Consider the following 15,107-nt stretch of genomic DNA (forward strand, 5'->3'; position numbering starts at 1 on the left):
TATGAGTATGTTCTGTTATCAATGTCAAGAAACCGCAATGGGTACGGGTTGTACCTTAAAAGGTGTATGCGGTAAAACTTCCGAAGTGGCTAACCTGCAAGACCTGCTGCTTTTTGTAGTACGTGGAATTGCTGTCTACAACGAACATCTGCGTAAAGAGGGACAGTCTTCCGAACAAGCAGACAAATTTATCTATGATGCTTTGTTCATCACCATCACTAACGCCAATTTTGATAAAGTAGCGATCACCGAAAAAATCAAAGAAGGACTGAAACTGAAAAAGGAACTTGCCGGTAAGGTAAAGATCGAGAATGCTCCTGACGAATGTCTTTGGGATGGAAACGAAGAGGAATTTGAAGAAAAATCAAAAACGGTCGGTGTGCTTCGCACGCCCAACGAGGATATACGCTCACTAAAAGAACTCGTACACTATGGCCTGAAAGGAATGGCTGCCTACGTAGAGCATGCGCATAACCTGGGTTATCAGTCACCGGAGATATTTGCATTCATGCAGCATGCATTGTCCGAATTGACCCGCAATGATATTACTGTGGAAGAATTGGTTCAATTAACGCTGGAAACAGGAAAACATGGAGTATCGGCAATGGCACAGCTGGACAAGGCAAATACGAGCAGTTACGGTAATCCGGAAATCTCACAAGTGAATCTTGGTGTCCGCAATCATCCGGGTATATTGATAAGCGGACATGATTTAAAAGACCTCGAAGAGTTGCTGGAGCAAACGGAAGGTACAGGGATAGATGTATATACGCACAGTGAAATGCTGCCTGCGCACTATTATCCTCAACTAAAGAAGTATAAGCATCTGGCAGGAAACTACGGAAATGCCTGGTGGAAACAAAAAGAGGAATTTGAAAGTTTCAACGGTCCGATCCTGTTTACAAGTAACTGTATTGTTCCGCCACGTGCGAATGCCAGCTACAAAGACCGCATTTACATCACAGGAGCCTGTGGGCTGGAAGGCGCGCATTATATCCCCGAGCGCAAGGATGGAAAACCGAAAGATTTTTCTGCCCTGATTGCTCATGCTAAACAATGCCAGCCACCCGTAGCCATCGAAAACGGAACACTCATCGGTGGATTCGCTCATGCACAGGTGACGGCTTTAGCGGATAAAGTGGTGGATGCCGTGAAAAGTGGAGCCATCCGTAAGTTCTTTGTAATGGCAGGATGCGACGGACGTATGAAGAGCCGTGAATATTATACGGAATTTGCTCAAAAGCTACCCGGTGATACAGTGATTCTTACGGCAGGTTGCGCCAAGTACAGATACAATAAATTAGCTTTAGGTGATATCAACGGTATTCCGAGAGTATTGGATGCGGGACAATGTAACGACAGTTACTCACTGGCTGTAATCGCTCTAAAACTGAAAGAAATCTTCGGGTTAGATGATGTGAATCAGTTACCTATCGTATACAACATTGCATGGTACGAACAAAAGGCGGTCATTGTTTTATTGGCATTGCTGGCTTTAGGAGTGAAACATATTCATTTAGGACCTACTCTTCCAGCTTTCCTTTCACCGAATGTAAAGAACGTATTGATCGAGCAATTTGGAATCGGAGGTATCAGTACAGTGGATGAAGATATTGTGAAGTTTCTATCATAAATGATAAGGGAACAGAAGGGTATTTTACAGGCAAATTTCCTTCTAAAAGATAGTGACGGTATATGATAAGGATAGTGACGCTATACGGCAATGATACCGTCACTATTTCCATCATATACCGTCACTATCTTTTTTATATATAATCGGGAATCCTGCGTTTATTCTTTCTTCTCGAATACCGGCTTCCTTTTATAGTGATTTCCTTTTTTAATCTTCTTTGGGCAATATCAAATTGAGAACTACTCCTACCAAAGCTGCCAATCCGATACCGGACAAAGAAAAATCACCCCAGCTAAAAGCAGCGCCACCAATCCCGACAGTCAGTGTCAAAGACACGATAACGATATTTCTTGTACGGCTCAAATCAATACAGTTATTCACAAGATTACCAATACCCGCACAGGCAATCGTCCCGAAAAGCAACAGCATAATGCCACCCAGTACCGCACTAGGTATGGATCTTAGTAATGCGCTGATTTTACCGATAACGGAGAATAAGATAGCAGAGATGGCAGCTATTCGGATCACTTGCGGATTGGTAATCTTTGTCAATGACATGGCTCCTGTCACTTCCGAATAGGTAGTCACAGGAGGCCCACCCAGCAATCCGGCACAGAAACAAGCCAGACCATCACCCAATAAGGTGCGGTGCAATCCCGGGTCTTTCACGAAATCTTTTCCCGTAACCGTATTCACCACATAGACATCACCAATATGCTCTATCACCGGAGCAATAGCTACCGGAATCATAAATAACACCGGCTCCCATGAGAATTTAGGAAAGACAAACTGCGGCAATCCAATCCAAGCGGCATCTCTGACGCCGGACAAATCCAAACCATAGAAGAGCCATGCAGCCAGATACCCCACTACAATTCCACAGAAAATAGGTATCAGCTTCAAAAGTCCTTTAGCTTTCATCGAAACAACAACCGCAGTCACCAATGAAAGCAGAGCCAGCACCCAGTTCTCTTTTGCCATATTCACTCCCGTTCCTGCCAATGACAAACCTATCAGAATAATGACAGGTCCTATGACAACAGGAGGAAACAACCGTTCAATCACCCGCACTCCCTGCCATTTGACAAGCGCACTCATCACAAAGTAAACTAATGCAACTCCAACCATGCCGGATAAGGCGCCGGGCAGCCCATAAAGTTCTGTCGCTTTAATGATAGGCGCAATAAATGCGAAACTACTTCCCAAAAAGATAGGAACCTTTCCACGCGTAACGGCATGAAAGATAAGCGTACCAATACCTGCTGTAAACAGAGCTGTCGAAGGATCGAGTCCCACCAATAACGGCACGAGTACCGTAGCTCCGAAAGCCACAAACAAGAATTGTACCCCCACCACCCCTTTCCTCAAAGGTGTAAGATTATTTGAATCCATAAGTATAATGTAGATTAATCTCTGCAAAATTAGTCTTTTTAGACAATTTAACTCCCTTTTTTCACAAAAATACATCTAAAAAGAGGTTTTATTTGTTGTTAATAATGTGTAACTTCGCACGGTGAGAATTAAAACGACAATTTTATAACTTTATAATATATTGCCTATGATATTTACAGCAGAAAACACCCTACTTATCGGTTCTATCTTACTTTTCGTCAGCATTGTTGTTGGAAAAACCGGATATCGCTTTGGAGTACCTACCTTATTATTGTTCCTCGTAGTAGGAATGTTGTTTGGAAGTGACGGCCTCGGCCTGCAATTCCACGACGCGAAAGACGCGCAGTTTATCGGTATGGTCGCCCTAAGCATTATCCTTTTCTCGGGAGGTATGGATACGAAATTCAGAGAAATCAAACCTATTTTAGGTCCCGGTATCGTGCTTTCCACTGTCGGAGTACTACTCACAGCTCTTTTCACCGGGCTCTTTATCTGGTGGATATCAGGTATGAGCTGGTCTAATATTTATTTGCCTATCACCACTTCCCTGCTTTTGGCTTCTACCATGTCGTCTACGGACTCGGCTTCGGTGTTCGCCATTCTCCGTTCACAGAAAATGAACTTAAAACATAACCTCCGCCCCATGCTGGAGTTGGAGAGCGGAAGTAATGACCCGATGGCTTATATGCTTACCATTGTCCTGATACAGTTCATTCAGTCGTCTGGTATGGGAGCCGGAGCCATAGTCGGTTCTTTTGCCATCCAGTTTATCGTCGGTGCGGCTGCCGGATATGTACTTGGAAAGCTCGCTATCCGAATGTTGAACAAGCTCAATATTGACAATCAGGCCTTATATCCTATCTTATTACTTGCATTTGTATTTTTCACTTTCTCCATCACCGACTTACTGAAAGGTAACGGATACCTTGCCGTATATATCGCCGGTATCATGGTGGGAAACAATAAAATCATGCATCGTAAGGATATCTACACCTTTATGGACGGACTGACCTGGTTGTTTCAAATCATCATGTTCCTTTGCCTGGGATTGCTTGTCAATCCGCACGAGATGTTGGAAGTAGCTGCTGTGGCATTGTTGATTGGTGTCTTTATGATTATTATCGGCCGGCCGTTAAGCGTATTCCTTTGTTTGCTTCCATTCCGGAAAATCACGATGAAATCACGTATTTTCGTGTCCTGGGTAGGATTGCGCGGTGCAGTTCCTATTATCTTTGCCACCTATCCGGTAGTGGCGGGCGTAGAAGGTTCGAACCTCATCTTCAACATTGTTTTCTTTATTACCATCGTGTCATTAGTGGTACAGGGAACAACGATTTCTTTCGTAGCCCGGATCTTGAATCTTTCCAAACCACTGGAAAAAACAGGAAATGATTTCGGAGTGGAACTCCCGGAAGAAATAGACTCTGATCTTAGTGATATGACTATTACTAAAAGTATGTTGGAAGAAGCAGATACATTGAAAGATATGAATCTCCCGAAAGGCACGCTGGTAATGATTGTGAAGCGTGGAGATGAGTTCCTGATTCCCAACGGAACGCTGAAACTGCATGAAGGAGATAAACTGCTGCTCATCTCCGAAAAATCAAAAGAAGAAGAGACTGATTCTGACTAACATCCGAAAAGATTGATTCTATACACTATAACTGATTCGTCTCCACGTATGAAGCCTCTTGTCCCTACAAGACACTCGTTTCTTATTCATGCGTGGAGACGAAATGTTTTTAATAGGCCAACAGACTAGTTTTAAGGAAGAAACACGAAAACGCGTTAGCAAGCCGTAAAAATTGTTCATTCCCCTCCGTTAATTAACCGTAAAACTTGAATTTAAAATTCGGTTTACATCAGCGAAGTATTAATTTTGCGCAGTTTTAAACTAAATGTGCAAAAATCGAATGGAACAAGAACATCAGTTCATTGATTATATTGAGCAAAGCATCATCAAAAACTGGGACAAGGATGCCTTAACTGACTATAAAGGAATTACCCTTCAATATAAGGATGTAGCGCGTAAAATCGCTAAATTTCACATTGTCTTGGAAAGTGCCGGCATCCAGCCGGGAGATAAAATAGCCGTTTGCGGACGTAACAGTGCCCATTGGGCGGTTACTTTCCTGGCAACGATTACTTATGGAGCCGTTATTGTTCCTATTTTGCATGAATTCAAGGCAGATAATATTCATAATATCGTCAACCATTCCGAAGCCAAATTACTTTTTGTCGGTGACCAAGCCTGGGAAAATTTGAATGAGGACGCCATGCCTTTATTAGAGGGTATTGCTTTACTAACAGATTTCTCACCATTAGTATCACGCAACGAGAAACTCACTTATGCTTTTGAACACCGGAATGCAATATATGGTCGACAATATCCCAAGAACTTCCGCCCGGAACATATTTGCTACCGGAAGGATCATCCTGAAGAACTGGCTATTATCAATTATACTTCCGGCACCACAGGTTACTCTAAAGGAGTGATGCTCCCCTATCGCAGTCTTTGGTCGAATGTGGCTTACTGCTTCGAGATGCTTCCTGTTAAACCGGGCGATCATATCGTTTCCATGTTGCCTATGGGACATGTGTTCGGTATGGTATATGATTTCCTTTACGGATTTTCTGCAGGTGCGCACATCTATTTCCTGACGCGCATGCCGTCTCCGAAAATCATTTCTCAATCTTTCTCTGAAATCAAGCCAAGAGTGATCTCTTGTGTGCCATTGATTGTGGAAAAGATTATTAAGAAAGATATTCTTCCTAAAGTAGACAGCACAATCGGTAAGTTATTGCTTAAAGTGCCTATCGTGAATGATAAAATCAAATCGCTGGCACGGCAGGCCGCCATGGAAATCTTCGGTGGAAACTTTGACGAGATTATTATCGGAGGCGCTCCTTTCAATGCTGAAGTTGAGGCCTTCCTTAAAAAGATAGGATTCCCCTATACAATCGCTTACGGTATGACTGAATGTGGTCCTATCATTTGCTCCAGTCGTTGGGAAACGCTGAAACTTGCTTCTTGTGGTAAGGCAACCAGCCGAATGGAAGTTCGTATTGACTCGCCGGACCCGGAAACGCATGCCGGAGAAATCGTATGTAGAGGAATGAACATGATGCTGGGATATTACAAAAATCCGGAAGCTACCGCGCAAATTATTGACGCTAACGGCTGGCTGCATACCGGTGACCTCGGCACGTTGGATGAAGAAGGTTACGTAACAGTTCGCGGACGTAGCAAAAACCTGCTTCTCACCTCTAGCGGACAGAACATCTATCCGGAAGAAATTGAAAGCAAGCTGAATAATATGCCGTATGTTGCGGAATCACTGATTGTCTTACAGCATGAAAAGCTGGTAGCAATGATTTATCCGGATTTCGATGACGCTTTCGCTCATGGATTGCAGCAGACGGATATTCAGAAAGTGATGGAACAAAACCGTATCGAGTTGAATCAACAGCTTCCTAACTATTCTCAAATAAGCAAGATAAAGATCCATTTCGAGGAATTTGAAAAGACTGCGAAAAAGTCAATCAAACGCTTTATGTATCAGGAAGCAAAGGGATAATTATCCCGGATAGCGCGATAAGTATCCTTGCAATTTCAGAAAAACAGTACAACTCAAAAAGGAGAAACACTTAAATGTAGAGCAAATTTCTTTCTTCAGATGCCAGGAAAAAAGTATCTTTGCGCATAAACAATCTGAATGATGGCAAAGATATTATTAGTTGAAGATGAAATAAACATCGCCTCTTTCATTGAACGGGGGTTAAAAGAGTTCGGACATACAGTAACCGTCTGTCATGACGGAAACGCCGGTTGGAAAATCCTTCAGGACGAACCTTTCGATCTTTTGATACTGGACATTATCATGCCGAAAATAAACGGTTTGGAACTTTGCCGGCTTTATCGGCAGACGTTCGGCTACCAGTCTCCTGTGATCATGTTGACAGCTCTGGGTACAACGGAAGATATCGTCAAAGGACTGGATGCGGGAGCAGATGATTATCTCGTCAAGCCTTTCAGTTTCCAAGAACTGGAGGCACGCATCAAGGCCTTGTTAAGACGCAATAAAGAAGTAACCTCCAATCTGCTGACTTGTGATAATCTGATATTGGATTGCAATACCCGAAAAGCTAAAAGAGGCAATATAGATATTGATCTTACTGTCAAGGAATATCGTCTGCTCGAATATTTCATGACTCACCAAGGGGTTGCGCTCTCACGTATCACCCTGCTCAAAGATGTGTGGGACAAGAACTTTGATACCAACACCAATATCGTAGATGTTTATGTAAACTATCTCCGGGTAAAGATAGACCGTGACTTTGATAAAAAGCTGATTCACACAGTCGTAGGATTAGGATATATCATGAATACTTAAACTCACCAACTATCCCGGCTATGAAAATAGGTTCCAAAATAGCTCTTTTCTATACGTTAATCAGCGTGTTGACGACTGTCATTATCATTGCTGTATTTTATATTTTCAGTACACAGTATATCAATAAGCTCTATGCTTCCTACCTGCGTGAGAAAGCCTACCTGACTGCACAGAAGCACTGGGAAAAGGATGAAGTAGACGAACAGAGTTACCAGATTATCCAACGCAAATATGATGAACTTCTGCCCGAAGCTCATGAGATTCTTCTCAACATGGATAGTCTTTCTGAAGTGCGTGATACGTTGAATAAGTATCTCACGCAACACCAGCAAACACTTCTACTGGCAGGGAAAGACAGTATTCCTTTTTCTTTTAAATATAAGGATCAGTTGGGAGCCGCCCTTTATTATCCGGATAATGAAGGGAATTTCATCGTACTTGTCATGTCCCGGAATGCCTACGGAACAGAAATCAAGGAACATCTGTTGTTACTTTCCATTTTCCTCGTTTTAGCCAGTTCCATCCTGATCTTTTTCATCGGGAAAATATATTCCGGTCGTATTTTGGTTCCGCTGCAACACATACTAAAGGAGTTGAAAAGAATACGGGCCAACAGTCTGAATCGTCGGCTAAAGACTACCGGAAACAATGACGAGCTGGAGGAGATGATAAAAACATTAAATAGTATGCTCGACCGTTTGGATAGTGCTTTCAAGGCAGAGAAATCCTTTGTAAGCCATGCTTCGCACGAGTTGAACAATCCGATTACTGCTATTCAGGGAGAATGTGAAATCAGCCTGCTCAAAGAAAGAAGTACCGGAGAATACATTGAATCCCTGCAACGAATTTCTTCGGAGAGTAAACGGTTGTCCAGCCTGATCCGCCACCTTCTTTTTCTTTCGCGGCAGGAAGAAGAACTCCTGAAAAATAATGTGGAAGAGATCATTCTATCTGATATATTGAAAGAGTTGACCGATTTTAATAAAAGAATCCGTCTCCACTTGGAAGCAACAGAACAACAAGCTGTTGTTAAGGCTAATCCTTATCTGTTAAAGATAGCATTGAAAAATATAATTGACAACGCATGTAAATACTCCGATAAGGAAGTAAATGTGGCTCTCTATCGGGAGCAGCAACAAGTCATTCTTGAGGTGGAAGATCAGGGAATCGGTATTCCGCAAGAAGAAATAGAGCATATTTTCCAGTCTTTCTATCGGTGTAGTAACACCCGGGATTATGCCGGACAAGGCATCGGACTTAGTCTGACTTTGAAAATCATTTCTGCTTATCATGGAAAGCTGGATATATCTTCAGAAATAGAAAAAGGAACAAAAGTACGGGTGATTTTTTAATTCACCCTTCTTTTATCCCTTTCTCACTCTACCTACTGAAAACTACAAATTTAATCTATGAGCGTTTTTTCCACAGAATAGAAATGAACTAAATACGTCTTTGCAATAACTTTCCGTTTTTATCATATAACATTCGTTCATATACCACTTCTACGATGAGAGGAAAGACAAACAAGGCAAAGAAAGTCGCTCCTATCAATCCGCCGATAATAACAATTGCCAACGGACGCTGTGATTCCGAACCAATTCCATGACTCATGGCAGCAGGCAACAAACCGATAGCCGCCATTGCCGCTGTCATAATCACAGGGCGGATACGTGAGCGTACTCCTTCTTTCGTGGCCTCCTCCAAAGGAGAACCCAGTTTCAGATTCGCCTTGATGTCGGAAATCATAATCACGCCGTTCTGAATACAAATACCGAACAAGGCTATGAAACCGATACCTGCAGAAATGGAGAAGTTGAATCGTGTTATCAGAAGGGCTACAATACCCCCCACAGCGGCAAATGGCACATTCAGCAATACCAGTCCGGCATCCCGCGCATTAGAGAACAGAATAAACAGGATGATAAAGATGATAGCAATACTGATGGGAACCACTTGTGCCAAGCGTTTCGTGGCACGTTGCTGGTTCTCGAAATCACCAGTCCATTTCAGCGAATATCCTGTCGGCAGATGTACGGATGCATTCACTTTTTTCTGTGCCTCGGCAACTGCCGTACCCATATCACGGCCTCTCACCGAGAATTTCACTGCACAGAATCGTGCATGATTATCACGGAAAATAAGTAATGGTCCCGTAATGGTCGTTATATCCGCCAGTTCCTTGATAGGCACCATTGTGCCATCCATTGCCGGAACCAGTATTTTACCTATTTCCTCTTCATTCTGGCGGAATTGTTCGCTATACCTTACCATGATATTGAATTTCCGTTCGTCCTCATACAACAATGAAGCCGATTTTCCACCAATAGCCATCTCGATAATCGATTGCACATCTTCTTTAGCAACGCCATAACGCGCCAACTGACCTTCATTCAACTCTATACGAAGTTCCGGCTGACCGATATTCCGAATCACCCCCAAGTCTTCAATCCCTTGAACCGTACCCAGGATTTTCTCAATCTGCACCGCATATTTCTCCGACTCATACAAGTCTTTACCAAACACCTTCACCGCAATAGAGCCTTTCACACCGGAAGCGGCTTCCTCCACATTATCGGTAATCGGTTGTGAGAAATTGAAGTCAATGCCGGGGTAAATGGATAAATCCTCCTGCATTTTATCGATCAGTTCCATTTTTGTCAATTTACTCTCCCATTCCTTTTCAGGGTATATATCAACGTGAAACTCGATATTATAGAATCCGGTAGCATCTGTTCCGTCATTCGGTCGGCCGGTCTGTGACAGGACTTGACGTACTTCCGAAAACGTTAATAGCTTCCTTCTCATTTTATTGGCAAGCGTCACCGATTCATCCAGCGAAATGCTTTGTGGCAAGGTGGCACGAATATAGATAGACCCCTCATTCAACTGTGGAAGAAACTCCGTACCCAAGAAAGAAAAAAGCCATAATCCGACACCTGCGATGACCGTTGCCAGTCCGATAGTCAGTCTTCTGTGCGCATAGAATAAATCAAAAAGAGCCGTACACTTTGTATTGATAAAACGGACAAAACGATTATTCTTCTCACGCACATTCTTCTTCAACAGCATAGACGACATTACCGGCACCAGGGTCAGCGTAAAGATCAAAGCTCCTAACAGTGCAAAACCCAGCGTATAGGCCAAGGGAGAAAACATCTTTCCTTCTACCTTCTGGAAAGAGAAGATAGGAATCAACGCGGTAATGATAATCAATTTGGAGAAGAAAACTGCCTTCGCCTTGTCTTTTGCGGTATTACGGATCAATCCCATTTTGGACATGACATTAAATGCCGGCATTCCTACTTGCCTTGCTTTCTTGTCCAAAGCCACAAACACTCCTTCCACCATCACCACTGCCCCATCAATAATGATACCGAAGTCAATGGCTCCCATAGAAAGCAGATTGGCGGACATTCCCATCACCCGTAGACAGATAAAAGCGAATAGAAGGGCTAATGGGATAACGACAGCAACAATCACGGTAGTCCGCCAATCTGCCATAAAAATCAATACAATAAACGTAACCAATAAAATCCCTTCGATCAGGTTATGTGTCACCGTCTTTACCGCCAGATTCACCAAATCCTCCCGGTCATAGAATGAAACGATTTTCACATCTTTGGGAAGTATATTCTGATTCAAGTCTTCTATTTTATCTTTCAGGTTTGCAATCACCTCGCCCGGATTCTCCCCTTTCCGCATGACTACAATGCCTTGTACCACATCATCTTCATCCATTCGTCCTACCTGGCCGAGGCGTGGCAAACAGGACTCGTGTACATCGGCAAGATTCTTCACCAAAATCGGAGTACCGTTGATGTTTTTCACTACGATGTTTCTCAATTCTTCCAAGTCATTAATCAGACCAATTCCACGAACAACATAAGCTTGTGAACTCTTGGTGATGACATCTCCTCCTACATTGATGTTACTCTTGGCTATCGCATCATAAAGCTCCAAAGAAGTAATTCCATAGTTAATCAACTGGTGAGGATTCACGCTTACCTCAAACGTTTTCACTTCTCCGCCGAAGCTCACAATATCCGCTACGCCGGATACCGAACGAAGGTTACGCTCGATCACCCAATCCTGGATTGTTTTCAGCTCCCGCACACTACGTTTATCACTACGGAGTGTATAACGGAATATTTCTCCCGTCGGGCCATATAACGGTTGCACTTCCGGAGTAACCCCGTCAGGAAGATCGGCATCATTCAATAAATTATATACCTGTTGACGGGCGGTGAAATCATCCACACGATCTTCGAACATCACATTGATTACAGAAAGTCCGAAAAGAGTGGTAGAACGAATATCCGTTTTCTTCTGAACTGGATTCATGGCAATCTCAACAGGAATGGTGATAAACTTCTCTACCTCTTCCGCACTACGTCCCGGCCATTGCGTGATAATCGTCACTTTCGTATTCGTCACATCCGGGAAAGCATCTATCGGAGTATGTTTAAAAGAAACAGCTCCGGCTATAACGGCAATCGCTGTACAGAAGAAAATAAAGAACTTATTCTTCAGCGAGAAAGCCACTATATTATCTATGAATTTGTGCATACTATTTTCTGTTTTTAATCTGCATTCAACGCATTATATACCAACAATACATTATTATTCAGCACCCTGTCCCCCTCGGAAAGCCCGGAACGGATATAGCACTCCTTGCTCAACTGTTTGTATACATCTACCTCTTTCACCTGCAAACGCTGATCCGGCTCTACTACAACAACATAGTTTTTCCCTCCTTCAAACACCAGCGCATGAGAATCGATACGAGGCATTGAAGTTCCATCTGCTTTGCACTTCACACTTACATTCGTAAACATCCCCGGCTTCAACAGATACTCTTCATTCTTTAATTTGATACGGACATTCATTGTTTTACTTTCGCTATTCAGCAAATGATATACCTTATCAATAGTGCCGGCAAACATCTTATCCGGATAGGCCAATGTAGAAATGCGTACAGAAGCACCTTCAGAAACTTTACTGATATCGCTTTCATACACATCTGCCATCACCCATACGTCCGACAACCCCGAAATCGTGAACAACTCTTCACTCTGATCCGGACGCAACTGCATATCCCTGCTGATTTGTTTCTCCACAATAAAGCCCGAAACAGGAGATTTCAACTGATAATAAGCATTTCCGGAGAAATTATAAATGGAAAAGACTTCCTTTATCCTTCTTTCTTCGGCTTCGGCACTCGTCAACTCCTGCTTTGCCTGAAGCATATCTTTATCCGAAGCCATGCCGGAATTATACATATCCTGCGTAGCATCCATGTTTCTGCGAGCGAGCAACAGTTGTTGTTCCGCTTCTTTCAATTGTTTCTCATAGTCCGCCACTTCTCCACTGCGGATGACTGCCAGTACATCTCCTTTACGAACATAATCTCCTATTTCTGCTTTCAGTTCCGTCACCGTGCCTCCAAACATCGGATATACATGCGCTACCTGATTTTCATTAAAAGTGACCCGTCCGTTCAATGTCAGTTCATCAATCACTTCTTGAACGTGAACCGTATCGACAGATACAATTCTCAACAAGCTATCTGTCAGGCATAAAGCAGTCGGTTCAACATTCGGTTGTTCTCCTTTACCGGAGCATGCTCCCAATACGGTAGTAAGCAATATGCAAGGAAGGAATTTATTCCAGTTCATAGTCTTTGATAATTTATGAATATTAGTAGTTTAATATATTTTGCCCGATAGTTGTATTCAGGTTTTCCATCGCGAGGAAAACATCTTTCTTTATTTCATGCAACTGAATACAGGTTTCCTTATAACTGTCATAATAATCGATAAACTCCAGCAAGCTGATATTCCGCTTGGTAAAGTTTTCATTCACTCCTGTTATCAGTTTCTCAAAATTACGTTCCAAATCCATATTGGTAGATTGGTAAAGCTGAACTGCTTTTTCCAGTGAAGCATAAGCGGTATAAAGTTCCATATCTGCACGATTAGCAGCATTTTCCTGTTCCGCTCCTGCCTGTTGAATACTAAAACGGGCTGCCTTTATATTTCCCTGATTGCGATTGAAAATAGGTACTGACAAGCTCACTCCTACCGCAAAATAGTTATTGATAAAGTTTCCGGCACGGTCATAGTTCCCTTTCACCGAGAACTCCGGAAATGCCATCGATTTCTGCAATTTCAGATTGGCACGGGAAGCACTTACCGTACTTCTGGCAATCTTCAAGTCCGGACGTTCATTTACCATCGCTTTCAAATCAGCAAACGATAATTGAGACAAATCCAATTGCTTCAACACCTCTTCGTCCAGTGATAACTTAACCGTAGTATCTCCCGGAAGATTTAACAAGACATTCAGTTCTCCTCTAAGAGTCAGCAACTCGTTTTCCCGTTCGTTCTTCTCTTTCTTCAGCGAAAATAGCATAGATTCCAAACGAGACATTTCCATCAATGAGATATTTCCTTTCTCCTGTTGCAGCTTCATTCCGGCAAGCAGTTCTTGCAGAGAGTTCACTTCTTTCTCGTAGATGGATATGGATTTCGAAAGAAAATAGACTTGCACAAACTTCTCATTCAACTCCTGACGGAGTGTTCTCATCACCTCTTCAAACTGATATTCCGCTATTTCCTTATTGATTTTTTCCAGCTTTATCTGCTTGTTTCGCTGTCCGGCAAGGCGAATGACCTGTTCAACCTCCACAACCGTTTCACCCTCCTTACCAAAATCAAAATACTTTCCGTTCAAGCGGTTATAGACATTCTGTTCCAGCGAGATGACCGGATTCTCAAATAACCTGGCTTGCAGCACTTGTGCCTGTGCCATATCAATGTTATACCGTTCGGCTATCAGCGATAAGTTACGTTCCAGGAAACGTTGTTCCGCCTCTTTCAGCGTTAATGTTCCTGTGGTAGCCTGTTGCGCACATATTCCTCCTGTCAGCAGAAGAAAAAAAGAAATTAAAAATTCTCTGTTCATTACTATATTTATCTTTATTACCTTATCGTAGTTGTCGCAGCAAAATTACAATTCTGCAACCGGAGAAACGGAAAAAAACGATTATAAGCCTCTCATATCAGATTAGAATTTGATTAGAAAAGAGCCATAAAGGAAGAATTGTAAACACAACAGGAAAAATGGCCAGCCTTCTTTCATTCCAACTCCCCTATCTTTGCAGGAGAGAAAATAAAACGAATCATTAAAAAATAGTAGGATATATGAAAATAATAGATTTAACCAAAGATAGTTTTGTTGAGAAAGTAGCTGATTATCAATCTTATCCTGATAGTTGGAACTTTAAAGGGAATAAACCTTGCCTGGTCGATTTTCATGCACCCTGGTGTGTCTATTGCAAAGCATTATCGCCTATATTAGACCAATTGGCAAAAGAATACGAAGGTAAATTAGATATTTATAAAGTGGATGTCGATCAGGAACCGGAACTGGAAAGCGCATTTAAGATTCGTACCATTCCCAATCTGTTACTTTGCCCGTTGAACGGCAAACCGGCAATGAAATTAGGCACTATGAATAAAGCCCAATTGAAAGAATTAATAGAAACCAGTTTACTTTCAGAATAGAAAAACATCGAAAGTCCGGAAAGTTCCTTATGACGATAGACTGATAAACTACCAGGCTTTTGATATAATACGGCTCACCCGATAATCATTGGGGGTATGCATAAATCTTAGCCAGTCTAAAGA

Annotated in this window: 10 protein-coding genes; 6 read left to right on the top strand and 4 right to left on the bottom strand. The window is 42.5% G+C overall.

Translation table 11 applies throughout. The features are described from left to right. Position 1 precedes the first annotated feature (1 nt). Entirely contained in the window at positions 2–1,633 is a 1,632-nt protein-coding gene (hcp, locus tag DW862_RS12980; protein ID WP_162613001.1) for a hydroxylamine reductase, read from the top strand. Between the two features lie 207 nt (positions 1,634–1,840). Here the strand turns inward: hcp and DW862_RS12985 are convergent, their stop codons facing one another. Further along, entirely contained in the window at positions 1,841–3,025 is a 1,185-nt protein-coding gene (locus DW862_RS12985; protein WP_117809602.1) for a uracil-xanthine permease family protein, read from the bottom strand. A 166-nt stretch (positions 3,026–3,191) separates the two neighbouring features. On the opposite strand from DW862_RS12985, the gene DW862_RS12990 reads away from it, so the two are divergent. From DW862_RS12990 to DW862_RS13005, 4 genes are all read left to right on the top strand, one after another. Then, a complete protein-coding gene (locus tag DW862_RS12990; protein WP_074705139.1) occupies positions 3,192–4,658 on the top strand; it encodes a potassium/proton antiporter in 1,467 nt (488 codons plus the stop codon). A gap of 280 nt (positions 4,659–4,938) precedes the next feature. Beyond that, positions 4,939–6,603 carry a long-chain fatty acid--CoA ligase gene (locus DW862_RS12995; protein ID WP_004316977.1) on the top strand — a complete coding sequence of 555 codons (1,665 nt, stop codon included), beginning with the start codon at positions 4,939–4,941 and terminating at the stop codon, positions 6,601–6,603. Positions 6,604–6,744: 141 nt separating this feature from the next. Further along, positions 6,745–7,419, top strand: a complete 675-nt coding sequence (locus tag DW862_RS13000; RefSeq protein WP_055234796.1) for a response regulator transcription factor — start codon at positions 6,745–6,747, stop codon at positions 7,417–7,419. Between the two features lie 20 nt (positions 7,420–7,439). After that, on the top strand, positions 7,440–8,771 hold the full coding sequence (locus DW862_RS13005; protein ID WP_120068683.1) for a HAMP domain-containing sensor histidine kinase: 1,332 nt from the start codon (positions 7,440–7,442) through the stop codon (positions 8,769–8,771). 88 nt (positions 8,772–8,859) lie between these two features. Here DW862_RS13005 and DW862_RS13010 read toward each other — a convergent pair whose 3' ends face one another. The 3 genes from DW862_RS13010 to DW862_RS13020 are packed head-to-tail and all read right to left on the bottom strand — an operon-like array spanning position 8,860 to position 14,382. Continuing rightward, a complete protein-coding gene (locus DW862_RS13010) occupies positions 8,860–11,985 on the bottom strand; it encodes an efflux RND transporter permease subunit (RefSeq protein WP_120068686.1) in 3,126 nt (1,041 codons plus the stop codon). A 14-nt stretch (positions 11,986–11,999) separates the two neighbouring features. Beyond that, positions 12,000–13,094, bottom strand: a complete 1,095-nt coding sequence (locus DW862_RS13015) for an efflux RND transporter periplasmic adaptor subunit (protein WP_120068690.1) — start codon at positions 13,092–13,094, stop codon at positions 12,000–12,002. Positions 13,095–13,116: 22 nt separating this feature from the next. Continuing rightward, entirely contained in the window at positions 13,117–14,382 is a 1,266-nt protein-coding gene (locus tag DW862_RS13020; protein WP_008639957.1) for a TolC family protein, read from the bottom strand. A 239-nt stretch (positions 14,383–14,621) separates the two neighbouring features. Here DW862_RS13020 and DW862_RS13025 point away from each other — a divergent pair, with 239 nt between their 5' ends. Continuing rightward, complete coding sequence (locus DW862_RS13025) at positions 14,622–14,984, top strand: co-chaperone YbbN (RefSeq protein ID WP_008022638.1); 363 nt, start codon at positions 14,622–14,624, stop codon at positions 14,982–14,984. Positions 14,985–15,107 lie beyond the last annotated feature (123 nt).

The organism is Bacteroides sp. AM37-9, from assembly GCF_003603455.1.
In the GTDB taxonomy this organism is placed as follows: domain Bacteria; phylum Bacteroidota; class Bacteroidia; order Bacteroidales; family Bacteroidaceae; genus Bacteroides; species Bacteroides xylanisolvens.

What these genes read in the sequence shown, in the direction of transcription:
- hcp (WP_162613001.1), top strand. Translation starts at nt 2, where the DNA reads ATGAGTATGTTCTGTTATCAATGTCAAGAAACCGCAATGGGTACGGGT.
- DW862_RS12985 (WP_117809602.1), bottom strand. Translation starts at nt 3,025, where the DNA reads ATGGATTCAAATAATCTTACACCTTTGAGGAAAGGGGTGGTGGGGGTA.
- DW862_RS12990 (WP_074705139.1), top strand. Translation starts at nt 3,192, where the DNA reads ATGATATTTACAGCAGAAAACACCCTACTTATCGGTTCTATCTTACTT.
- DW862_RS12995 (WP_004316977.1), top strand. Translation starts at nt 4,939, where the DNA reads ATGGAACAAGAACATCAGTTCATTGATTATATTGAGCAAAGCATCATC.
- DW862_RS13000 (WP_055234796.1), top strand. Translation starts at nt 6,745, where the DNA reads ATGGCAAAGATATTATTAGTTGAAGATGAAATAAACATCGCCTCTTTC.
- DW862_RS13005 (WP_120068683.1), top strand. Translation starts at nt 7,440, where the DNA reads ATGAAAATAGGTTCCAAAATAGCTCTTTTCTATACGTTAATCAGCGTG.
- DW862_RS13010 (WP_120068686.1), bottom strand. Translation starts at nt 11,985, where the DNA reads ATGCACAAATTCATAGATAATATAGTGGCTTTCTCGCTGAAGAATAAG.
- DW862_RS13015 (WP_120068690.1), bottom strand. Translation starts at nt 13,094, where the DNA reads ATGAACTGGAATAAATTCCTTCCTTGCATATTGCTTACTACCGTATTG.
- DW862_RS13020 (WP_008639957.1), bottom strand. Translation starts at nt 14,382, where the DNA reads ATGAACAGAGAATTTTTAATTTCTTTTTTTCTTCTGCTGACAGGAGGA.
- DW862_RS13025 (WP_008022638.1), top strand. Translation starts at nt 14,622, where the DNA reads ATGAAAATAATAGATTTAACCAAAGATAGTTTTGTTGAGAAAGTAGCT.